This window comes from Xanthobacter sp. ZOL 2024 (assembly GCF_052932325.1).
This window is the reverse complement of sequence record NZ_CM128808.1, coordinates 4,803,399-4,824,885: the sequence shown is the minus strand read 5'-3', so window position 1 is coordinate 4,824,885 and position 21,487 is coordinate 4,803,399. Positions and strand designations below refer to the sequence as shown.

The following is a 21,487-nucleotide window of genomic DNA, read 5'->3' as shown; positions in this document are numbered from 1 at the left end:
TACATATGTGAGGGCGCAACATGCTGACCATCAACCTCAGAGACGCCAAGGCTGGATTTTCGAGCCTGGTCGATGAAGCCGTCAAAGGAGAAATCGTGACCATCACCCGTCATGGCAAACCCGTTGCGGCCCTGGTCTCGGTTGAGGCGGCGGAGATCGCGCGCAAAGCGCTCGAACGTAAACGGGCGGGCCTTGTCAGTTATCTCAGGACGTTCCCAGGCGGAGAGTTCCCGCGCAACCGCAAACCATCGCGGGATGTCGAGCTTTGAGCGGCTTCCTTCTCGACACCAACGTCGTCTCCATGCTCGCGCCGTCGAAGGCGGAAGCATCCACTGACTTCCTCACCTGGCTGGACCGTATGGACGCCGATGGTCGGCTATTTCTGTCGGTCGTTTCTATCCACGAGATCGAGAAGGGAATCGCGCTCCTCGACCACAAGGGGGCGACGACGAAAGCCGCGAGCCTGCAAGCATGGCTCAGTGGTCTCGTCTCCACATACGATGACAAGATCATTGGCTTCGACGCGCAGGCCGCCGCAATCGGCGGGCGGCTGGAGGCGAAGGCGCTTGCGGCCGGTCACGACCCCGGAATGGCCGATGCCGTGATTGCCGGTATCGCCGCAGCGCATGAACTCGTCATCGTCACCCGAAACACGAAGCATTTCCTTCCGTTCGGCGTCGCCGTGTTGTCGCCTGACGAGGCGGCTGCACAAGGAGGCCCGGCATGACCGCTTCCACAATCCCTCTGCGTGCCGCCCTTTATCTTCGGGTTTCGACGGCGCGGCAGGCCGAGCATGACGTTTCCATCCCCGACCAGAAGCGGCAGGGCGAAGCCTACTGCGCCTCACGCGGCTATCAGCTTGTCGAAACCTATGTGGAGCCAGGCGCATCCGCCACCAACGACCGCCGCCCCGAGTTCCAGCGCATGATCGAGGCGGGGACCAGCAAGCCCGCGCCATTCGATGTCGTCGTAGTCCATTCGTTCAGCCGCTTCTTCCGCGATCACTTCGAACTGGAGTTCTATGTCCGCAAGCTGGCGAAGAACGGCGTCAAGCTGGTTTCGATCACTCAGGAAATGGGGGACGACCCCATGCACGTCATGATGCGCCAGATCATGGCTTTGTTCGATGAATACCAGTCGAAGGAAAACGCCAAGCACGTCATGCGCGCCTTAAAGGAGAACGCCCGGCAAGGCTTCTGGAACGGCGCGCTCCCACCTATCGGCTACCGGGTTGTCGCCGCCGAGCAGCGCGGGGCCAAGGTCAAGAAGAAGCTCGAAATCGATCCGCTGCACGCCGACACGGTACGGCTGATCTATCGGCTTGCGCTGGAAGGTGACGGCACCACCGGCCAGATGGGCGTCAAGAACATCGTCTCCTATCTCAACAGCCGCCGCATCTTCACCCGCGACGGCGGGCGCTGGGGCATCGGTCAGGTTCACCGCATCCTGACCCGTCGCACCTATATGGGCGAGCATGAGTTCAACAAGCGCAGCAAGACCAAGGAACTGAAACCCGTCAGCGAGATCGTCACGGTTCCGGTGCCGCCGATCATCGACCGCGAGACGTTCGACACCGTGCAGGCGCTCTTGAAGGCCCGCAACCCCAAGCTCATCCCTTCCGCCGTTATCAGCGGCCCGACCATGCTCACCGGCCTGATCCACTGCGCCAAGTGCGGCGGCGCCATGACCATCCGCACCGGCAAGGGCGGGCGTTATCGTTACTATGCCTGCTCCATGAAGGCGCGGCAGGGACCGACCGCCTGCGAGGGCATGGCTGTGCCGATGGACAAGCTGGACAATCTTGTCGCCGATCACCTTGAAAGCCAGCTTCTCCAGCCCGAGCGGTTGGAAGCCATCCTCGCCAGTGTTCTCGACCGCAGGCAGGAGCAATCCCAGCGCCGCCGCGAGCACATCGCCGAACTGAACAAGCGTGCTACCGAATCGGAACTGCGCCTGAAACGCCTCTACGATGCCATTGAGGCGGGCGTGGCCGACATCGACGATCCGGCGCTCAAGGACCGCATCGACGGCCTCAAGGCCATCCGCGATCAGGCCAAGGCCGACGCCGAGCGCGCCCAGGCCATGCTCGACAGCTCCGGCTCCAAGGCCGTCACCCCGCAAATGGTCCGCACCTTCGCCAAGACAGCCCGCCAGCGCATCCGCCTCGAAGGCGGCGGCTACCGCCGCGACCACCTGCGCGCGCTAGCCCAGCGTGTCGAGGTCGCGGACGGCGAGGTTCGGATCATGGGATCGAAGACCCAGCTGCTTCAGGCGCTGGTGTCGGGCGGCGGCGTAAGCGCAGTGCCCACTCAGGGACTGAAGTGGCGGAACGCGAGGGATTCGAACTCCGCTTAAAGGAGGGCTATGGCGTAGACATAGTTCTCATCATCGCCCGGCGCGGCGCACCATTTCAACTAATAGCTGTCTTGGTGGCTGGGTGGGGGACGCCCGTTTTTGTCCCCGTGCTGAAAGCTGATTGGCCGCCTTGGCAGGGTCGTGACGCAGCCCCTACCTGCATCCGAATCCCGTCTGCCCCAAAATTCGACAGGGTATGAGACGCGCGGCTTGGCGCCCCTGGCTCCCTCGGCCTCTGGCGTGCCACGAGGTCGGTAGCCCCCTATGCCTCGCTGCGGCGATCCGGCCTTCCTTTCCAAGCACCGGGACAGCTCCCGTCTTTCATCCTGCCGCCGAGCCCTCGCTTTCACTTCCCGTTCGTTGGCAACCGATCTGAACATGCCCTGCGACGGACGCGTCGTGCGATGGTGGCGCTATCTCACCGTTCTGAACCAGGGCACAGCAGCCGCAGCAGGCGCCGTATCTCCGCTTCCAACGGGACTGTGCTTCAGGGTTTATCGAGGCAAACGATCGGGCCGGAGTACCCCTGTTTGCAAAGGCAAAAGATGACCCATCGCGGACCTATGCAAGGTCTGCTTGTGGAGAGGGAGATGCGGATCCGGCGCCGAGTGGTCGAGGAACATGGCGGGGGCGGTGCGTTGGTCGACAGTGGCAGAGCCGCTGCCATAGCCTAAGCGGACGCCAGTCGGCGCCGCCTGTGATGGCGCCGCCGACCGCTTCGTTCAGTGCCGTTGCCCGCAATTATTGGACGGGCACGACCTTCGGCATGAACTCCGCCGCCTTGGCGGGATCCTTGAGCACGCCGAATGCCGCTTCCGTGGGCGCGTAGTTGCGCATCGCCATGTAGAACGGCCCGGCTGGCGTGGGCAGCCAGTTGGACTCCTTGTCCTTGCCCGGGCTCTCCGTCTGAAGATAGATGGTGATCGAACCGTCCGCGTTCTTCTTCAGGTCGTTGTCGCTACCAAGCGTATAGCGATTGATCGGATTGGGAACCGTGTAGTTCGACTTCAGGTCGTACATGGTGACGGACCAGAAGCCTGGCGGAACGACTTGGAAATAGGGAAAGTTGGCCGGCAGCGTCAGGGTGTACTTCTTCTCACCGGTCAGCCCCTGCATCTTGTAGTCATACTGACCCCACAGGTAGAACGCCTCCTCGGCCGTATTGGCCGTGAGCCCGACGACGGCGCTGATGGCGGCAGTGAGGTAATCCGCATGCGGCGGGGTGGTGGCGGCGGCGAGATTATACGGCGTGGCCATCCAGCCATTGGCGTGGGGCCCGATCACATAGACCATCTCGGCCATCATGGGGCCGATCTCCGGCACCACCTTCTTCATTTCTGCGAGAAAGAGCGGGTCGACCTTGGCGGGGTCCCACGCCTTGCCCAGCTCGATACCCAGATACTTGTAGCTCGGGAGCTTCGCCTCGATCATCGTCTTCGGCGGCGGGTTCTCGTTCATCGCGTCGACGAAGATCGTCCAGAACTGGAGCGGATCCTCAAAGGTCAGCCGGCTGCTGGCGACGTTCGGATCGAGTTTCGGGGTCAAGTAATCGTAGGCCTTCGGCGCCGGAGCCCCCTTGCCCTCATATTCCGATAGGCTTTGCACGGTGATCGCGGACAGAACCGCTTGCGCGCCGGGCAGGTCGGCCTGATCCTTCACATGCACACGGGGCTGGAGCTCGACCCAGGCCGTGGGGCTGTCGATGCGCTTCACGCCATCCGGCAGGGTTCCTTTCCAGCCAGGACCGACGATGGCGAATTTTCCGCCCTTGTAGCCGGCGTTCTTGCCCGCGGCATAGGCGAAGGCGTTGTTCCACATGTCGACAATCTCGATCATGTAGTAGCGGCCATGGGAATCCGGCGCGGTGAGGATGACCGGCTCCTGGGACACATCCATGAAGCCGAAGCCGTAGATGACGTTGACGTTGGGCGTCACATAGCCCGACTCTTCGGCCAGCTGGGGCGTGCTGATGTTCGGCATCCGCCACAGCGTGCCGGGTTTGGCCTTGGGGTTGGCTCCGGTCGCAACGGTCTGGCGCAAGTTGTACATGGCGACGATGGGGGCGGCGAAGGTCGCCGCCTCGAGGGCGAGCGCGTGCCCCCATTTGGAAATAGCCGCAGCCTGCTCGAGCGAATATTGCGCCGTCTCATCCGCTCTGGCGTGGCCGCTCTGGCCGATCGCAATGGGGGACAGCGCCAAAGAGAATGTCGCCAACGCCATGGCGCAGGGCGTCACTGAAAACAACTTTCTTATAAGCATCTGCTTTCTTCCTTGCCGCATAAATCATCGCTCGCGTTCTGCAAAGGTCTTTGCCTTTTTAGTAGCTTGCAGCCTTCGCGCGGGGTGGATCGCTGAAGCAGTGTTGGCGCCCCAGGTCGGCCAATGGTTGGGGGGCATGCAGAACCGCGCTTTGCCACCCCGGCGATCGTTGGCGTTTCTCAGGGGCTCGGCCCACGCGGAGGCGCCACGGAGAGGCGCCGCGGACCTGCATTCCGCGAAGGCTTAGAGGGTGCGCCGGGTGCGCACGCCCCCCCTCGGCGGTGGATGGCGCCTCGTCCGAGGGGACATGGAAGAACATTCGGAATCTCAACTCTGTTCGGTCACTCTCGATCGCGCGCCCCTTGAGAGCGGGAGACCAAGCGTTGCCTTGCCCCTCGCCTGACGAATGCTACAAGTTCCCACGTTGCGGCGTAATGGGACCTGGGGCCTACAGTGGGACGACGATGGGGAGCTAAAAGCCGGTGCTTGCTCATCGGCGCAGTCCTGATGGCGTTGCTTGCGGATGCCGCGCAGGTTCTCCATGCAGATACCTCCCCGCGCCGCTTTCTTGTCATCTACGAATATGACACTTCGCTCATCGCGAACATCGAGATCGCCCAGGGAATCGAAGAGAAGCTGTCGGAGGCCTTGCCGACCGAACGCGAAATCTACAGCGTCTATCTCGACACCGCGCGGTTTCCCGGCAACCCGACGTCGCAGCATTTCCTGCGTCTGCTCAAGGACAATTTCGCGGGCATGACCTTCGACGCCGTTCTGGCGATCGGACGGGGCGCCCTTTCCTTTGCGCTGGAACGGCGGGCGGAACTGGCGCCGGGCGCCCCGATCCTGTTCAACGCGATCGCCGGTGAGGGAATCGATGAAGCGGATCTGCCGCCCGATGTTGGCGGCATTCTGCAGAACTACGACATCGCCAGGGCGGTCGAATTCGCGATGGAGCTCCAGCCCGCGGCGCGCCAGGTCGTCGTGATGTCGGGCTCGGCCGGGTTCGATCGCAACATGGAGCAGCGGGCACAAAAGGCGCTCGGCACGACGTTTGCGGGCCTTCCCGTGTCGTATGTCTCGGGCCTGCCGTTGGCTGGGTTCGTTGCAGCGGCGCGCGGATACGGCCGCGACACCATCCTGCTCCTTCTGACCATCCTTCAGGATTCCAGCGGTCAGACCATCATCCCCCGCGACGCAGCAAAGGCCATCGCGGCGACCTCCGGCGCGCCAACCTATGGGTTCTACAGCACCTATCTGCAGGCGGGGATCACGGCCGGGCAAGTGACGAGCTATCGGGACGTCGGCAGGATCCTGGCTTCCGAGGCCCTTTCCTCGACCAAGAATGGGAGCGACAGCAGGTTGCCGATCGTCGATGCGCCGGCCGCCAATATGGTGAACTGGCCCCAGCTCGCCCGCTTCGGCATCGACGAGGATCGCGTCCCGCCCGGGACCACGCGCCTTTTTTACGAGCCGCCCGCATGGCAGCGATACCGACGCGAGATCGCGCTCGCCGCCATGGTGCTGCTGCTGCAGTCGGTCACGATCGGCGCGCTCATCGTTGAGATGCGGCGGCGCAAGCACGCGGCTCAGGAACTGGAGGCAGGACAGCTTGCGCTCGCACGTGCGGCGCGCAGCTCGCAGCTCGGCCAGCTCTCCGGCGCCATAGCCCATGAGCTGAACCAACCGCTGACGGCCATCCTGTCGAACGTCGAGGCGGGCACGCGCCTGCTGCAGGCCGAGCCCCCGAATCTGGCCGAGATCTCCGAGATCCTGTCGGACATCGCCACGGACGACCGCCGCGCCGCCGAAATCATTGTCCAGCTCCGGCGGATGATGAAGGAAGGCAAGGTCAGCTTCTCGCCGATCGACCTCAACGAGGCGGTCTCAGCCACTCTTCGGCTTCTGAGCAGCGAGCTCATCGCGCGGTCCACCACTGTCGAGTTCCGGCGCGGCCCAAGGGGCATCCCCGTCCTCGGCAACATGACGCAGCTCCAGCAGGTGGTGCTCAACCTTCTGATGAATGCCGCCGAGGCCATGAAGGACCTGCCGCCGGCGCAGCGCCGCATCCTTTGTGAGACCCATATTCTCGGCGACGGCAGGCGCGCTCTGACGGTGTCCGACAACGGTCCCGGCGTCTCGGCCGAGGCGGCGGCCGAGGCTTTCAGACCCTTCGTCACCTCTCGGCCAGAGGGGCTAGGGCTAGGGCTGTCGATCGGGCGCTCGATCGCGCGGGCGCATGGCGGCACGCTCGACTTCGCCCTCGGTGCACAGAGCGGGGCCCGCATTGTCCTTGTCCTGCCCGAGCCGCAAGGAGCGCCATGACCACCCAGCCACCGACCATTCACGTCGTCGATGACGATCCGGCGATCCGCAAGGCTCTCTCTCGGCTGCTGGCGGCGGTGGGCTATGGCCGTGTCCTTTACGAGAGCGCGGAGGCCTTTCTCTCGGGTTACGAGCCGGGCGGGTCGGGCTGCATCCTGCTTGATCTCGATTTGCCGGGCATGGATGGCTTCGGCATCCAGGACGCGCTCAGCGCCCAAGGAACGGCTCTGCCCGTCATCTTTCTCACGGGAACCGGCGACATTCCGGCGAGCGTTCGCGCAATAAAGGCCGGCGCGGTCGATTTCCTGGCCAAGCCCGTCGATGCCGCGACCCTGCTCGCAGCCATCGAAGAGGCTTTGGCGATCGACAGCGCCCGTCGCGCTGTTCGTTCAGCCAATGCCGATCTCAGGAGCTGCCTCGACACGCTCACGCCCCGGGAACGCCAGGTGCTCGATTTCGTCGTGCGTGGCTGGCAGAACAAGCAGATCGCGGCCGAGCTCGGCACGGCGGTCAAGACCATCAAAGTTCACCGCGCGCGGATGATGCAGAAGATGGGCTCACCGACGCTGGCCGAACTGGTCCGCGCCATGGTCGAAAGCGACCCCAATACGGCTCATCCGCGCCTCAAGCCGTAGACCCCACGCCGATTCTCATTCGCCCGCGGCGCGCCTAACGTTTCAGGATGACGCAGAATCGGAACGCATTGCGATTGTCGATGACGACACCGGCGCGCTGCTAGGCTGGCATTGACGTTGCCCACCGCAGGGAGCGTCCGCTCTTTGGCTTCGCTCCAAGTTCCGCTTTTGGCGCTGGGGACGGGCTTCAATCTGTTCCCGATTCCCGATCATGGCGTTAGCTTACAATGGGGCTGCTCCTCGCAAGGAGGGCGCCGTGCACATCAATCAAGAAACCCTGTCCCAGCGCGAACCGTGGAATGCCGGCCGAATCGTCGGTGCAAAGCCGCCGCTGAAGCCCAAGCACATTTGGGCGCTGCGCACCCGGCTGCAGATCGGCACTCGCGTGCGCGATCTCGCGATGTTCACGGGCCTGCGCCCGAAGCGGTCTGCAAGCCGCCCGAAAAGAACGGCTCCTAGCGGGCGGAAGAACAAAGTCAGCGTGATGGCGAAGGCGACGTTGTCCACGGACACTGAGAAGGCTTCCGCGACCTCCCGCAGCACGAACACCATCAGGAAGAAATCGAATGCATTCAGGGTCCAGCCCAGATAGGCCGCGACCAAAGCATGGCGGCTCCTGACGGCCGATACGAGAGGATCCGCTGCAGGCGAGATGGGCGCGAAGCTCGTGGTCACGGTACAGCTCCTGGCGGGCACTTGCCGCGTCGAAGGCCGCGCTTCACTGAGAACCGCAATTCCCAGATGATGCGATCGGCCCTTCAGATCGTCGGCGGCCGCGGCCATTTAACGGTCGGCATGCGGTTCATCATCATCAGTTGTAGTGATGTGCCGAGGATAGCGTTTTCATGAACGGCTGAATGAGCGGACGCTGTGAGGAAGGGGTGACCCCCGATACAAAGTCAAATCGGCTCAAATCCGAAATGTATTGATCGCTGAGAATTTTATATATTGTCAGAAAGTGGTCGATGTCGAGCAGTTCGTCGCGGAGCTTGGAGTTGAAGTTCTCGCAAGAGCCGTTCTCCTACGGCGAGCCCGGCTCGATGAAGGCGGTTTGAGCTCCGACTGCCGCGATCCAGTCCCGCACTGCCTTGGCGATGAGCTCCGGGCCATTGTTGGAACGGATATGGCCGGGCACGCCCTTCAGCACGAAGAGGTCCGTCAGGACATCGATGACAGTGGTCGAGTTGAGCTTGCGGTCGATGCGGATGGCCAGGCACTCCCTGGTGAACTCGTCGATCACGTTCAGCATGCGGAGCTTCCGCCCGTTGCGTGTGCGATCTTCATCGCACACGCGCGCCGCCGACGCGCCTTGACCCTCAACCTGGGACACCTGCCTGCTCATCAAGCGGCGGCACGTGGTCGTCTACTGGACGGTGGCGGGGGGACGGACGTTTGGCCTATATACGGCGCTCGTAAAAGGCAAACCTCAACCGAAGAGTGACCCGTGATCCCCTGGTCGCAGCTCGACACCGCGAAAGTGCCCGATGGCGGCCAGCTCCGCCTGATGCAGCGCGGTGCGGAATTCTCGATCATGGCAGGCTCCATCGAGCTGATGAACAGTCGCCTGAGCGGGTCCGAAGAAGCGCTCGCCACCATGGTCTGCGTCAGGCTTCGGGGCCGCCCCAAGCCACATGTGCTCATCGGGGGGCTGGGCATGGGTTTTACCCTTCGCGCGGCGCTCGCCGAACTCGGGCCCGATGCCCGTGTCGTCGTGGCGGAACTGGTGCCGGCGGTGGTCGCGTGGGCACGCGGCCCCATGGCGGAGATCTTCGCAGGTTGCCTGACCGACCCGCGCGTCAGCATCCGCGAGGAGGACGTGGGCGGCCCGATCCGCTCTGGCCGGTCGACGTTCGACGCGATCCTGCTTGATGTCGACAACGGCCCCGAAGGGCTGACACGCGAGGGCAACGACCGACTTTACGATGTTGCCGGCCTCGGCGCGGCCAAGGCGGCGCTGAGGCCCGGCGGCGTGCTGGCCGTCTGGTCATCGAGACCAGACCGGGATTTCACCCAGCGGCTGCGCAAGGCGGGGTTTGGCGTCGAGGAGGCGCGCGTCCGGGCCAATGGAGGGCGCGGGGGCGCGCGCCACATCATCTGGATCGCCACCAATCTGGAGGCTCGCTCTTCCAGCCCCGCCCGGCACAGGCCGGCCTGACGACGGAGAGCATATCCTGGAGACATCCCTTTACCCGCCCGTGAAAGCGTTTCTGGAAGGCCTCGGCTTTGCCGTCAAAGGTGAGGTCGGCGGCTGCGACCTGGTTGCGCTCGCAGGAGACGGAACACCGATCGTGGTCATCGGGGAATTGAAGCTCAGCTTCAATCTGGAACTCGTCCTCCAGGCCGTCGACCGCGCCACCGCCTGCGACGAGGTTTGGCTCGCAGCGCGCACATCCGCACGCGGAAACGGACGGGAAAGCGACGCGCGTTTCCGCAACCTGTGTCGGCGCCTGGGCTTCGGGATGCTCGGGGTCTCGCAAGCGGGCGACGTCACGATCATCGTCAGCCCCACCGCTCCCATGCCGCGCAAGGATCCGCGCCGCAGGTCGCGGCTCGTGGATGAGCACCGGCGCCGGCTGGGCGATCCGGCGATGGGGGGCGGGTCTCGGACCCCCATCATGACCGCATATCGGCAGCAGGCGCTCGCCTGTGCTCTGGCCATGGTGGAGGCCCCCAGCCGCCCATGCGATCTTCGTGCGTTCGCGCCCGACGCCGGAAAAATCCTGCTGGACAATGTCTACGGCTGGTTCACCCGTGTGGATCGCGGCATCTACAGCCTGACGCCCGCGGGGCGCGAGGCACTGATCCGCTGGCAGGCGATTCCCGGTTCCTCGGCTTCCGCCGGCGCGATGGTGCCGACGGGCTCCAACATTGCCGGCGATGGTTGAACCAGCCGACCCCGGTGGGCATCGCGAACTCGGCGACCTCGAAAGATCGCCATGGACCACGTCAAAGTTCGGGGCAACGTCACGGACGTTCCCTCTGTCGCGTCATACCATTGATCGGATGACGGACAATATTCGATGCGGGAAGGCATCATCTGGTTCAGCTCCCGGTGCTATCTGCACATGGCGCTGTGAAGCCGCTCCATCAGATCAACGGCGTCTTGAATGGCATCCGGATGGACCGCGGCCTCCAGCACCTCCTCGACCCGCATCACTTCGGCATTCGCGGCCTCGGCCTTCATATGCCCTTCAGGCGTCAAGCGTGCGAGCTGCCGACGACCGTGACGAACATCCTGCCGCCGCTCCACCAGCCTTGAGTCTTCCAGTTTCGCCAGAACGCCCTGCATCGATTGCGGGGTGATGAATGCCCGTTCGGCAAGGTCGGCATTGGTCTGGTCTGGCCTCGCATTCAGCTCGGCCAGCACCGCATATTGGGCAGGATTGAGACCGAGCGGTTTCAGCGCCTCCTCCATGCGGCGGTGCAGGGCATGCTGCGCCAGCTTCAGCCGGTATCCCAGCAGCGGGGTCATATCCTTGGTCATTGCAATATCAGGAACCTTACATTATATCAGGCGCCTGATTTTATCAGTCCATGTCAAGGAGACAACCATGCCCCGACTGACCGGCCCCGACTTCATCGGCATCCAGACCGAAGACCTTCAAGCAGCCAGAGCCTTCTATGGCGACAGGCTGGGCCTGCCGGTGCTGCAGGAGAACCCAGAAGCGATCGTCTTCGACAGCAAGCCCGCTCCCTTCGCGGTCAGAAAGCCGCTCGTGGATCTGGACGCGGCACAAGGAAGATTGGGCTGGGGCGTGGCCCTGTGGTTCGGCTGCGACGACGCCGATGCGCTGCATGAGGAGTTGAAGGCGGCAGGAATAGCCATCGCCTTCCCACCGAAAGACGGCCCGTTCGGGCGATATTTTGCGTTCCGCGATCCGTTTGGCTACACAATCACGGTTCATACCGCATGACGGCGCGCTACTGGACCGATGTCGCGAGCCGCGAGCATGTCAAAGCTGCCGAGACGGGCGGGTTTTGCCAGTTCTGTCACGACCGGGAAGCGCGGGTCCGGAAGCTGTCGACTGGAGACAGCGTGATTTATTATTCGCCACGCGAACACATAACCCTGCATCGAGACCGATGGTGAAACCCATACGGCCTCCGCACCTCGCCAGGAGGGGGTGATCTCTGATGCTCTCGCTGAGCCCGAGGAGGAGGGCGGCCTCGCGCCGATCTCCGACCGGCTGCTCACGGAGCTGACCACCCATCGCACCCTCGGTCTGCGCCATGCGGCTCGACGAACAGTCTGATATCGCCTTCTTCGCGGCGGTCCAGGCTCTGACGCTGAAGTCCTTCTACATCTATGGCGCCGACAGCTGCCGTGAGCTCAATCTCAAGAGCCTTTCGTTCAATGCCCGGGCGCCGGACCTCAATGACAGCGTTTCGGCCGAGGCCATTCGTGTCCGGCATGCGAGCTGGGCCAAGGCACTCTCAACGGAGCCGGTCGCGTTCTGGGATAGGGGACGAAAAATGACAGCGATCGCCGATCTTCAGATCAGCCGGCGTTAGGTTTTGCGGGCTGGTTTTCGGACTGCAACACACTTCGAGGCGTTCTCCGCCTCGAAGGCTTCCCGCCTTGCCCGAAGCTTTGCGCTCTTCTCTCGGACAGCCTCGAAGTCGCTTCTGTAGCGTTCCATGGCGCGCCCAATGGATTCCTCCAACTGGCGACGACTGTCGGCGCTGGAGAGATGATTTTGATGTGTTGTGATTGGTGTCATACAACACGATAGCATAAATATAGAGTGACTGGGCACATCGTGCATAAATATAAAATAATCATATTAAAAATAAAAAGCTCCGCCGTGTCGAGGCGGAGCCTTCTCAAGCACTCCCCTTCAGGGAGAACTCCACGCCGTCGCCAGTACATCCGTGGCCGACGGCAGAGGAGAGTCACGCGGCCTGGAGATTGCCGGCCGAACTCTTTCCGGACTTATTATCCCGAACGATCTCGAACTGGAGCTTCTGCCCTTCGGCGAGAGACTGCATTCCGGCGCGCTCGACGGCGGAGATGTGCACGAACACATCCGATCCGCCATCGTCAGGCTGAATGAAGCCGAAGCCCTTGGTGGCGTTGAACCATTTCACGGTACCGATATTCATGACGATTTCCTTTCAATCGTGCAAAGGGTATCCGCCTGACAGATCAGGCAGGAAATAGAGCTAGATATTGAAGGAAATTATCGTCATGTGCGCTGAGCGCACAAGAAAATCAGCCGTCAAGATCAGACAAAATCGATATAAAGCGTAATTGTGTTCATGGAAAGGCCGGAATTTTTTTAGTCGAGAGAACCGATCTTTGCTGCGAGACGGCGCAGCTCGGATTCCCGGGCCACCCGCTCGAAAGCCTCGCTCTCCCCCTTGATCCGATAGCTGGGTTCACCCCGGTCGGACGGCAGCTCGCTGACGATCCGAAATCGCCCGGACGGCGAACGGAACCCCGTGACGAACTCGACCCAGCCACCACTCTTGAATTTTGCGCTCATCGTTTTTTCTAGCACGTTTCACTATCCACATGGGCTCAATTCAGGGGGAGGATCCATATTTTTCCTGGCAGCCTCTGGTGACGAGCAAACAGCTTTGGTTGTGTTAGTCTGTTCGCGGCTTCTGTCCGGAAGCTCGAGGAACCATGATGAAAATCATAAGCGTGCTGGCTTGCCTTCTCTGCGGGGGAGCTTCCTCTGCCCTTGCGTATTCCCCGGACATGACGCTGGACTTCACATGGATCGGGTCAGTGCTGTGCACGCCAAGGCCAAGCAGCCCCGAGTTCCAGGTGGAGAACGCGCCGGTTGGAACCGCGCAGTTGCGCTTCGCGCTGACCAGCCCGAGCGGCCGCGAACTGGGGGGCTCCGACGTGCACCTTCCCGCCCGCGGAACCGTTCCGCGCGGCGCCGTCGTATTTCAATCCCCGTGCGTGGGCGGGATGTATACGTGGACCGTCGAGGCCATGGACGCAGACGGCAAGCCCCTGGCGCGCGCGACGCTGACCCGCCCGTTTTATTGAGGCGCTGACGGCCGTCGAGCCGGCGCATCGCCTGCGCCAGCCCACTATCTTGCTTCAGCGGCCTGTCGAAGTCGCCGGCTTTCTCTCCCGGCGTTTGGGGGCTGCAATCGTCCCTTCCCACTGCGCCCTCTTGCGGGCCGCCTTGCGGTGGCGGCGGACAGCCTCCGCGTGCTCTCGCACACGCCGCTCCGACGGCTTCTCATAGGCTTTGCGCTGCTTCATCTCGCGGAAGACGCCCTCGCGCTGCATGCGCTTCTTGAGGACTTTGATCGCCTGCTCGATATTGTTGTCCCTGACGAGAACCTGCAAAAGATATCCGATCTGAAAGTCGTCCCGAGTCCCCGGCCATTGTATGGCCGCTCGCTAGGATAGCCGACCGCGGGCCGGCTGGAGGCATCATAGAGGGGATGAGCCCACAACGCGACGCCCGCCGGCCCCCTTCACGCCGTTTCAGTCGTCACCACCTTGAAGCTCTCAAGCGTCGAGGGCCCAAAAGTCGTCACGATGGCGACGTCGGTGGCGTCGCGTCCCCGCGCCATGAGGATGCGGCCGATGCGTGGCCGATTGTGCCGGGCATCGAACGTATACCAGCGCCCGCCGAGATAGACCTCGAACCAGGCGCTGAAGTCCATGGGTGCTGGATCTTGTGGCACGCCGATGTCGCCGAGATAGCCGGTGCAGTAACGCGCCGGGATGTTCATGCAGCGGCACAGGGTGATGGAGAGATGGGCGAAGTCGCGGCACACGCCCTGCCTGAGCGTATAGGCATCGAACGCCGTCTTCAGCGGGCTCGCATGCGCGTAGTCGAAGGCGATATGGCCATGGACAAAGTCGCAGATCGCCTGCACCAGGGGCCAACCCTTGGGCATGTGGCCGAACATGGACCAAGCGATGCCGGAGAGCCGGTCCGTCTCGCAATAGCGGCTGCCCAGGAGAAACAGCAGCACATCCACCGGCAGGTCGCCGAGCGCGTGTTGAGGCGCATTCGGGGCCACGTCGTCGGGCCGGCCGCTGTCGCGGATGATGAAGTCTGCATGCATGGTGAGACGGCCGGCCGGTGCCTCAACGACATGGCAGAAATTGCCGAAGCTGTCGTGATAGGTGTTCGCCGCGATCGGCGGATCGAACAAGGCGCGATCGAGACTGACGAGGTCGTTGATCCGTGATGGATGCACGCTCAGGGTGAGGATCATGGGCGTGGATTGAGGGTAGGTGTAGGAGATTTCGTAGCCGGCGTGGATGAGCATGTGAAACCTCGAAGGAATGAGCGGGCATCGCCCGCGCCTTCAGCTATGGTGGGTGCGCTGCTTCGAGCCGCGCAATGGGCGTGGCCGGAGCCGCGAGGGTCTCAAAAGGTGGACGGAAAGTTCTCTTTGCTGGCGGCGGACGAGATGCCGCCGGTCTCAATCTTCAATGCCGATGGTCGATCCGCGTTCCTCATCGTTGCGGATCATGCGGGCAATGCCTTTCCCCGCGTGTTGGGTGGCCTTGGCCTTGATGCTACGGACCGGGAGCGCCACATCGCGTGGGATATCGGCATCGCCGGAGTCTGCCGGTCCCTGTCAGACCTACTCGATGCCACGCTTATACAACAGAATTATTCCCGCCTCGCCATCGACTGCAACCGGCCGCCCGGCACGCCCCAATCCATCCCCGATGTCAGCGACGGCACCCGTGTGCTCGGCAACCAGGGCCTCGACACAGCGACGCGGCAAGTGCGGGAGGCAGAGATATTCCAGCCCTATCACGCACATATTGCGGTGGAGCTCGATCGCCGGCGGGCGGAGGGCAGGCCTGTGATCCTCATCGCCATGCACAGTTTCACGCCGGTCTTCGCCGGCTTTGTGCGCCCGTGGGATGTCGGTGTCCTCTATCATCGCGACAACCGGTTCGCGAATGCGTTGCTCGACGTGCTCCGGCAAGAACCCGACCTGACGATCGGCGACAACGAACCCTACGATGTCGGGGACGCGACGGATTGGACGATTCCCGTCCATGGCGAGCGCCGCGGTATTCTCCATGTCGGCGTTGAAGTCCGCCAGGACCTGATCACCCGACCGCAGGATCAGGTTGTCTGGGGGGCACGCCTTGCCGCTTTGCTGCGGGCTAGCCTTCCGCGATGCGCGGCCCTGGCGCTGACTATGCCCGCCTCATAAAGGCATAGCGTCGAGAACCGACGATGCGGGGCATGCTTCACCCGTGCGAAGCAGCGTCGTAGATGCGAGAAAATCGCGCCACGCGGCGCACTTCTTGCTTTAGCAACTATGTCTGACCTTCGAAAGTGCGGGTGCCGATCCCGCCGCCCGGCGCGACAGATGAGCGACACCACCCCCGGCGCGTTCAGTATGTGCGCGAAAGTCTCCTGTGCCACCTCCCGCGAAACCTCGGGGCCGATGCGAAGGCCGGTGAGCGTAACCGAGGAGCCGCCCCCGGCCAGATAGAAATCTGGGTTGCGCGCCAGCACGTATTCCAAGCTCAGCTTGCCGATCGCGCCCGGCACCTTGTCGGCGCCGATATTGTGGCCGCCCGCCGCAGCGATGAAGTCGCTCATGTTGCCAGGGCCGGAGGTGACACCGCAGTCCTTGCCGTCGGGATTGAGATGGAAGAACACGCTCGGTGTGCGACCCGCTCCATCGCGATCTTACCGAGTATGGCCGCCTGCTCGCCGAGGGCGGCGCGGCCATCGAGCCGGCCAAGCTGATCGTGCCGATGCTCGAACGCTTCATCGCCACCGATCGCGGCTTCGCCAAGGCCCGCCGTAACGCGGGCTGACCCAGCAATCCGCCCGATCCCGGTGTGGGGTGCCGCAGGCGCGCAAGCGGACAAGGCCGTGCGCGATGGCAAGGCGGGTGGCGTCTGGCTGTTCTTCTTCGATAATCCATTGTTCTTCTTAGGGATCGAAGAAATCGCGAAGATGCTTCATCCGGAGCAGATGGCGGATATCGACCCGGCACAAACCCTGGCCGAGCTGAACACCCGCTTCCTGGCCTTTCCCCTCGACGGCACGTTTGCGATCGAGGCACCGCGCCCATGAGCCTTTTGGATACCAAAGGCGTTGCGCCGCAGGCGCGGGCCCGCATTCTCGCGGCGCACGATGCGATCCGCTATCGGCGCATCGCCGCCCTCGGCGGGCTTGCCGCGCTGCTTCTTGCGGGCCTGCTTCTTGACCTTCTCACTGGCCCCGCCGGCCTGTCGATGGCCGAGATCGGCGACCACCTTTTGGGCCGGGGGAGCGAGACGCTCCATGTCATCATCTGGCAGGTGCGGCTGAGCGCGCCGGCGCCACCGAGCATGAAGCCTGCCATCATGCCACCGGCCTGCAGTGCATTGGCGGTGGCGAGCCGGGCTCCGGTAAGGCTTTCGGCGGCAAGGCCGTCGCTGGCGGTGTCCTGGGTCGCCGCCGCCACCGAGCCGACCAGGAATGAGGCGAGCAGCAGGCCCACATTCTGCGCGGTGGGCGGCAGGAAGGCGCACACGGCGAGCGCGGCAACCAGCACCGTTTGCATGGGCAGGATCCAGCTGCGCCGGCGGCCGAGGCGATGGGAGAAGCGGTTGTCCACCAGCGGTGCCCAAAGGAACTTGAAGATCCAGGGCAGGGCGGCCAATGGCAGGAAGGCGATGGCCTCCAGCGGCACGTCCCGTTGCCGCAGCAGCACCGGCAGCGCCTCGAACAGGAAGCCAATGGGAATGCCCTGGGTGAGATAAAGCGCTCCGATGAGCCCGAGCCCGGGTCCGGGAGCGCCTGCGGAGGCTCGCCATCCGCACCTCATCGACCTGTGGCAAAGCGAGGGGCGAAACGCCGGTTTCGATCGCACCGATATCCATGGCGCTCACCACTGAGCCTTCAGGGTGACGCCGGCCGTGCGACCATCGACGAAGTCATCATTGTGCGTGTCCAGATAGCCATAATTGGCCGACATGAGCTGCTGCCGGTTCCGTGGACACGATCCTAATGGTGCTGGGCTCGAGCCGGGGAGCGCGGCCATACTCGCCCATCATGGGGTGGCGGTTGAGCCGGGGAGGGTGAAGAGGCTGGTTGGCCCGGGAAGCGCCCTGTCTACCGTGGAGCTTGAGGACGCCCGTGAGAGGCCGATCTCGGCCTTCTATTTGGCACCGCAATCTTCGTTGGCCAGTCCGATCGGCACCCGGGCCTCAATGGACAGCAAGGGATGGTGCATCGACAACGTCTTTATCGAGCGCCTGTGGCGCTCACTGAAATACGAACGTGTCTATCTCCAGGCCTGGGAGATAGGATCGCAGGCCGAAGTTGCAATCGGCCATCTCAGGCCGCACATGGGGGTAGCTGCTCGCTGCGATCTATTGAAGCAGAATTGAAGCTGATCGGAAGGTCAAGGATGTATATTAAACTGCACAAAAAACTGTTCTGCAATCATATGTCAGTTTATAATTTATTGTTTCCATATTTAAATATGGCAATTTAAATGCAACAAATAAAACTATGTGTGAATAAAATCTTGTTTGCATTCAGCGCTTAGATTCTAGGTGCCGGGATTGAAGGCCAAAGGCGTCACCATGGTAGATTTGGCGTAGGCTTTCTCCAAGGCCGTTTTCTTCAGTCTGTAAGCCGTACAGCAGGCCGATCTCGCGCTGTAGGTCGAAATCGAATAGGCGGACAAATCGCACGGCTTCGCTTTGAAAGCTCTCAGGCATCATGCCGACCCCCATTCCTGAGCGAACCAGCGACAGCATGCGTTCGTCGCTGTCCGTCTTCAGGGCGAAATGCGGGCGCACCCCCTTCTGAGTGAAGAAGCGGCTGATTTCCGCCATCGCCTCACAATGCCGCCGGACCACCATGCGATCACCGGCGAGTTGCTCGGCATGAATGCAATCGGCTTCTGCCAAGCGATGATCGAGTGGCAACACCAACAAGTAACGCTCAGTGACCAAGGGCGCGCAGCGAAAGCGTGCATGATGCGGACGTAGCACCGTCAAAGCGACATCGAGACGCCCACGATCCAGTCGGTCAATAAGATCACGCTCGCTGCCGTCGAATATCTCTAATGTTTCAGTGCTTTGCCGCCGTGCGTGAAGCAGGACGAGTCTTTCGACAATTGCGGTTGGGACTGTTGAGAGAATGCCCAATCGTAGCACCCGTGGTTCGGAAGTGCCCTTCAACTCTTGCACGGCCAAATCGAATTCGGCCGCGATGCGCCGTGCCCTGATCAAGAAGCGGCTGCCGGAGGGTGTCAGCGTCACGGATCGCTTATTGCGCTCGAAAAGCCGATTGCCAAGCTTCTCCTCCAGCTTTGCGATCCCGGCCGACAAAGTGGGTTGGGTTACCCCAACGCGGTTGGCGGCACGGGTGAAATTCCCCAGTTCCGCGACCGCGAGGAAGTAGCGCAGCTGATACTGATCAATCATAGGCGCTGTCTATCATAAGGGCGTTGATCTTTCAATTTCTCATGGAAAGGCGGCTTGGCTAGTGTCGATCCATTCCTCCTTTATCTGACTAGGACGCTGACATGAACGCTTCGAAAGACGGGCCAGCCATTCTCGTTGAACGCGAAGGTCCGGTCATGCGCGTCACTCTCAATCGCCCGTCAGCCGGCAACGCCATCACCCGCTCCATGGCTCACGAACTGATGCAAGCGGTGACGGCGGCGGAGGCGGATCCTGCCGTTCGCTGTGTGCTGGTCACGGGCCAGGGCAAATACTTTTGCGTGGGTGGCGATCTTGGCGAATTTCCCGGGTCGGGCCCGGATCTGCGGATCTATTTGAGGGAGTTAACCACCTATCTGCACGCCGCGCTCTCGATGCTGCTTAAGATGGAAAAGCCCTTGGTCACAGCGATCAATGGACCTGTAGCAGGCGGGGGGCTCGGCTTAGCGCTCCTCGGTGACGTCGTGATCGCCGCGCAATCGTCCCACTTCACGACTGCATATAGGACGATTGGAGTTACCCCCGATGGAGGATCTACGTGGATCCTTCCGAGGCTGGTCGGACTTCGCAGGGCACAGGACATGCTGATATCCAACAAGCGCATCACGGCCAACGAAGCGGTTGATATCGGGCTTGTATCCCGAACCGTCGAAGACGGAGCGCTTTCTACGGCGGCGACGGAAGTGGCGCAGGAACTCGCTCACTTCAATACCTTCGCTTTGAGTGGGACGCGCAAATTGCTTCTCTCGAGCTATGGGAACTCACCCGAGGCACAAATGGAACTTGAATCGAACATGATTGCGATTTCCGCAGATTCTGCTGGCGGGCAAGAAGGCATTCAGGCGTTCTTGGGAAAGCGCAAACCAAAGTTCCATTAGGCGCGATATCTGCGGTGTTGGGGGAGCCCACGGGCCTGTCGGAGAAACCGACGCACGAGCTTCACTTTCGCACAAGCGCGCGTGTTTTCAACCGAGGCCGGCCTTAGCTCGTTGTGGTGAAGAAAGCCAAGGGTACAGGATCTAACGAGCGTGTGATCGCTTTTAAAATCAATATTGGGCCGCCGGCCGCAGTGGAGGATGCGATGCTTCAGAACTCGCTGAAAGAGTTCAATTTCGACCTCGGTGAGACCGCCGATGCGATCCGCGACACCGTCCATGCCTTCGCGCAGGAGAAGATTGCCCCCCGCGCCGAGGAGATCGACAGGACGAACCAGTTTCCTCGGGACCTGTGGCCGGAAATGGGCGCACTCGGCCTGCACGGAATTACCGTAGAAGAGGAGTATGGCGGCGCCGGCCTCGGCTATCTCGAGCATTGCGTTGCAGTCGAGGAGGTTTCGCGCGCTTCGGCCTCTGTCGGGCTCTCCTACGGAGCCCATTCTAACCTCTGCATCAATCAGATCCGCCGCAACGGCACGGAAGAGCAGAAGCGGAGATACTTGCCGAGGCTGATCTCGGGCGAGCATGTCGGCGCGCTCGCCATGTCGGAGCCAGGCTCCGGCTCTGATGTCGTCTCGATGAGGACAGCGGCGCTGAAAAAGGGCGACCGTTATGTCCTCACCGGTAACAAGATGTGGATCACCAATGGCCCTGTCGCTGAGACGCTGGTGGTTTACGCCAAGACCGATCCCCACGCAGGCCAGCACGGCATCACCGCCTTCCTGATCGAGAAGGGCATGAAGGGCTTCTCGACCCACCAGAAGCTCGATAAGCTGGGCATGCGCGGCTCCGACACCTGCGAACTCGTCTTTGAGGAGTGCGAGGTGCCGGAGGAGAATGTGCTTGGTTCGGTCGGGCGTGGCGTCAAGGTGCTGATGAGCGGGCTCGACTATGAGCGTGTCGTGCTCTCGGCCGGTCCGCTCGGCATCATGCAAGCTGCGATGGACATCGTGCTGCCTTATATTCACGAGCGCAAGCAGTTCGGTCAGCCGATCGGCGAGTTCCAACTCGTCCAAGGCAAGATCGCCGACATGTATGTCACGATGAATTCCTGCAAGGCCTATGTCTACGCTGTCGCCAAGGCCTGCGACCGCGGAGAGACCACTCGCGAGGATGCCGCCGGTGCGATCTTGATCGCGGCCGAGAAGGCGACGCAGCTCGCGCTCGACGCCATTCAGCTCCTGGGGGGCAATGGCTACATCAACGACTATCCCACTGGCCGCCTGCTGCGCGACGCCAAGCTCTACGAGATCGGTGCTGGAACGAGCCAGATCAGGCGGATGTTGATCGGCCGAGAACTGTTCAAGAAAGCATCGTGAACACGGGCGGGCAGGGCGTCATGAGGCAGCACTTTGCGATCGGGCACGGGAACCGTGCCGGACCGAGCGGCTGCTTCAGCCTTCGGCAAAAAGGCGGCTTACCTTCTTGCGGTGGCAATAGGCTCATCCTACGTGACCGTGCTGTTCCCGTTCGGCCCAGCCCCGTATGCGGGGATGGTCATGTTGGCTCCCGACAACGCATGGCACGTCCCCTACATCGGAGACGAGGATCGACGCAGCATTCTCCGCGACTAT

General features: G+C 62.3%; 24 protein-coding genes and 3 pseudogenes. 17 read left to right on the top strand and 10 right to left on the bottom strand.

Annotated features, from left to right (window positions below; genetic code table 11):
• The first annotated feature begins 20 nt into the window (after positions 1–20).
• The 3 genes from ACU4E7_RS22140 to ACU4E7_RS22130 are packed head-to-tail and all read left to right on the top strand — an operon-like array spanning position 21 to position 2,355.
• Complete coding sequence (locus ACU4E7_RS22140; RefSeq protein ID WP_082772848.1) at positions 21–269, top strand: type II toxin-antitoxin system Phd/YefM family antitoxin; 249 nt, start codon at positions 21–23, stop codon at positions 267–269.
• Complete coding sequence (locus tag ACU4E7_RS22135; protein ID WP_063112035.1) at positions 266–727, top strand: type II toxin-antitoxin system VapC family toxin; 462 nt, start codon at positions 266–268, stop codon at positions 725–727. Before ACU4E7_RS22140 ends, ACU4E7_RS22135 begins: the two co-directional genes overlap by 4 nt.
• Positions 724–2,355, top strand: coding sequence for a recombinase family protein (locus tag ACU4E7_RS22130; RefSeq protein ID WP_447020169.1), 1,632 nt, complete (start codon positions 724–726; stop codon positions 2,353–2,355). Before ACU4E7_RS22135 ends, ACU4E7_RS22130 begins: the two co-directional genes overlap by 4 nt.
• Positions 2,356–3,096: 741 nt before the next feature.
• Here the strand turns inward: ACU4E7_RS22130 and ACU4E7_RS22125 are convergent.
• Entirely contained in the window at positions 3,097–4,575 is a 1,479-nt protein-coding gene (locus ACU4E7_RS22125) for a DUF1254 domain-containing protein (protein ID WP_238123846.1), read from the bottom strand.
• Between the two features lie 525 nt (positions 4,576–5,100).
• Here ACU4E7_RS22125 and ACU4E7_RS22120 point away from each other — a divergent pair.
• Positions 5,101–6,939 carry an ATP-binding protein gene (locus ACU4E7_RS22120; RefSeq protein WP_447020168.1) on the top strand — a complete coding sequence of 613 codons (1,839 nt, stop codon included), beginning with the start codon at positions 5,101–5,103 and terminating at the stop codon, positions 6,937–6,939.
• Positions 6,936–7,574 (top strand): response regulator transcription factor, encoded by a 639-nt coding sequence (locus ACU4E7_RS22115; RefSeq protein ID WP_447020167.1) that lies wholly within the window; start codon positions 6,936–6,938, stop codon positions 7,572–7,574. Before ACU4E7_RS22120 ends, ACU4E7_RS22115 begins: the two co-directional genes overlap by 4 nt.
• Before the next feature lie 267 nt (positions 7,575–7,841).
• Here the strand turns inward: ACU4E7_RS22115 and ACU4E7_RS22110 are convergent, their stop codons facing one another.
• The gene (locus tag ACU4E7_RS22110) at positions 7,842–8,249 is read right to left on the bottom strand and encodes a hypothetical protein (RefSeq protein ID WP_447020166.1); all 408 of its coding nucleotides are present in this window, start codon (positions 8,247–8,249) and stop codon (positions 7,842–7,844) included.
• Between the two features lie 271 nt (positions 8,250–8,520).
• Positions 8,521–8,856: pseudogene (locus ACU4E7_RS22105) on the bottom strand (DDE-type integrase/transposase/recombinase); the annotation flags it as partial.
• A gap of 162 nt (positions 8,857–9,018) precedes the next feature.
• Between ACU4E7_RS22105 and ACU4E7_RS22100 the strand changes: the two are divergent.
• Together ACU4E7_RS22100 and ACU4E7_RS22095 are read left to right on the top strand one after the other, a co-directional pair.
• Positions 9,019–9,729: a spermidine synthase gene (locus tag ACU4E7_RS22100; protein ID WP_447020165.1), complete on the top strand. Its 711-nt coding sequence runs from the start codon at positions 9,019–9,021 to the stop codon at positions 9,727–9,729.
• Between the two features lie 16 nt (positions 9,730–9,745).
• Complete coding sequence (locus ACU4E7_RS22095; RefSeq protein ID WP_447021689.1) at positions 9,746–10,459, top strand: DUF2161 domain-containing phosphodiesterase; 714 nt, start codon at positions 9,746–9,748, stop codon at positions 10,457–10,459.
• A gap of 170 nt (positions 10,460–10,629) precedes the next feature.
• Here ACU4E7_RS22095 and ACU4E7_RS22090 read toward each other — a convergent pair whose 3' ends face one another.
• A complete protein-coding gene (locus tag ACU4E7_RS22090; RefSeq protein ID WP_447020164.1) occupies positions 10,630–11,058 on the bottom strand; it encodes a MarR family winged helix-turn-helix transcriptional regulator in 429 nt (142 codons plus the stop codon).
• A gap of 67 nt (positions 11,059–11,125) precedes the next feature.
• On the opposite strand from ACU4E7_RS22090, the gene ACU4E7_RS22085 reads away from it, so the two are divergent.
• The 3 genes from ACU4E7_RS22085 (at position 11,126) to ACU4E7_RS22075 (ending at position 12,086) form a co-directional block, all read left to right on the top strand.
• Positions 11,126–11,488: a VOC family protein gene (locus ACU4E7_RS22085; RefSeq protein ID WP_447020163.1), complete on the top strand. Its 363-nt coding sequence runs from the start codon at positions 11,126–11,128 to the stop codon at positions 11,486–11,488.
• A 210-nt stretch (positions 11,489–11,698) separates the two neighbouring features.
• Entirely contained in the window at positions 11,699–11,827 is a 129-nt protein-coding gene (locus ACU4E7_RS22080) for a hypothetical protein (protein ID WP_447020162.1), read from the top strand.
• Complete coding sequence (locus tag ACU4E7_RS22075; protein WP_447020161.1) at positions 11,805–12,086, top strand: hypothetical protein; 282 nt, start codon at positions 11,805–11,807, stop codon at positions 12,084–12,086. Before ACU4E7_RS22080 ends, ACU4E7_RS22075 begins: the two co-directional genes overlap by 23 nt.
• Before the next feature lie 381 nt (positions 12,087–12,467).
• On the opposite strand, the gene ACU4E7_RS22070 is transcribed toward ACU4E7_RS22075, so the two are convergent.
• Both ACU4E7_RS22070 and ACU4E7_RS22065 read right to left on the bottom strand, forming a co-directional pair.
• Positions 12,468–12,677 (bottom strand): cold-shock protein, encoded by a 210-nt coding sequence (locus ACU4E7_RS22070; protein ID WP_234054161.1) that lies wholly within the window; start codon positions 12,675–12,677, stop codon positions 12,468–12,470.
• 176 nt (positions 12,678–12,853) lie between these two features.
• A complete protein-coding gene (locus ACU4E7_RS22065; protein WP_447020160.1) occupies positions 12,854–13,060 on the bottom strand; it encodes a hypothetical protein in 207 nt (68 codons plus the stop codon).
• A 218-nt stretch (positions 13,061–13,278) separates the two neighbouring features.
• On the opposite strand from ACU4E7_RS22065, the gene ACU4E7_RS22060 reads away from it, so the two are divergent.
• Positions 13,279–13,578: a hypothetical protein gene (locus tag ACU4E7_RS22060; protein ID WP_447020159.1), complete on the top strand. Its 300-nt coding sequence runs from the start codon at positions 13,279–13,281 to the stop codon at positions 13,576–13,578.
• A gap of 54 nt (positions 13,579–13,632) precedes the next feature.
• Here ACU4E7_RS22060 and rpsU read toward each other — a convergent pair whose 3' ends face one another.
• Both rpsU and ACU4E7_RS22050 read right to left on the bottom strand, forming a co-directional pair.
• A complete protein-coding gene (gene rpsU / locus ACU4E7_RS22055; RefSeq protein WP_447020158.1) occupies positions 13,633–13,887 on the bottom strand; it encodes a 30S ribosomal protein S21 in 255 nt (84 codons plus the stop codon).
• A 131-nt stretch (positions 13,888–14,018) separates the two neighbouring features.
• On the bottom strand, positions 14,019–14,825 hold the full coding sequence (locus tag ACU4E7_RS22050; protein WP_447020157.1) for a transglutaminase-like domain-containing protein: 807 nt from the start codon (positions 14,823–14,825) through the stop codon (positions 14,019–14,021).
• A 108-nt stretch (positions 14,826–14,933) separates the two neighbouring features.
• On the opposite strand from ACU4E7_RS22050, the gene ACU4E7_RS22045 reads away from it, so the two are divergent.
• The 3 genes and pseudogenes from ACU4E7_RS22045 (at position 14,934) to ACU4E7_RS22035 (ending at position 16,612) form a co-directional block, all read left to right on the top strand.
• Complete coding sequence (locus ACU4E7_RS22045) at positions 14,934–15,734, top strand: N-formylglutamate amidohydrolase (protein ID WP_447020156.1); 801 nt, start codon at positions 14,934–14,936, stop codon at positions 15,732–15,734.
• A 472-nt stretch (positions 15,735–16,206) separates the two neighbouring features.
• A pseudogene (locus tag ACU4E7_RS22040) lies at positions 16,207–16,350 on the top strand (DUF2274 domain-containing protein); the annotation flags it as partial.
• 58 nt (positions 16,351–16,408) lie between these two features.
• A complete protein-coding gene (locus tag ACU4E7_RS22035; RefSeq protein ID WP_447020155.1) occupies positions 16,409–16,612 on the top strand; it encodes a hypothetical protein in 204 nt (67 codons plus the stop codon).
• A 70-nt stretch (positions 16,613–16,682) separates the two neighbouring features.
• Here ACU4E7_RS22035 and ACU4E7_RS22030 read toward each other — a convergent pair whose 3' ends face one another.
• The gene (locus ACU4E7_RS22030; RefSeq protein WP_447020154.1) at positions 16,683–17,348 is read right to left on the bottom strand and encodes a hypothetical protein; all 666 of its coding nucleotides are present in this window, start codon (positions 17,346–17,348) and stop codon (positions 16,683–16,685) included.
• Between the two features lie 376 nt (positions 17,349–17,724).
• Here ACU4E7_RS22030 and ACU4E7_RS22025 point away from each other — a divergent pair.
• Positions 17,725–17,913 (top strand): annotated as a pseudogene (locus tag ACU4E7_RS22025) (hypothetical protein); the annotation flags it as partial.
• Positions 17,914–18,063: 150 nt separating this feature from the next.
• Here ACU4E7_RS22025 and ACU4E7_RS22020 read toward each other — a convergent pair.
• Positions 18,064–18,960 (bottom strand): LysR family transcriptional regulator, encoded by an 897-nt coding sequence (locus tag ACU4E7_RS22020; RefSeq protein WP_447020153.1) that lies wholly within the window; start codon positions 18,958–18,960, stop codon positions 18,064–18,066.
• Between the two features lie 101 nt (positions 18,961–19,061).
• On the opposite strand from ACU4E7_RS22020, the gene ACU4E7_RS22015 reads away from it, so the two are divergent.
• Positions 19,062–19,856, top strand: a complete 795-nt coding sequence (locus ACU4E7_RS22015) for an enoyl-CoA hydratase/isomerase family protein (protein ID WP_238120920.1) — start codon at positions 19,062–19,064, stop codon at positions 19,854–19,856.
• A 203-nt stretch (positions 19,857–20,059) separates the two neighbouring features.
• Entirely contained in the window at positions 20,060–21,232 is a 1,173-nt protein-coding gene (locus ACU4E7_RS22010; RefSeq protein ID WP_238121403.1) for an isovaleryl-CoA dehydrogenase, read from the top strand.
• Positions 21,233–21,487: the final 255 nt, after the last annotated feature.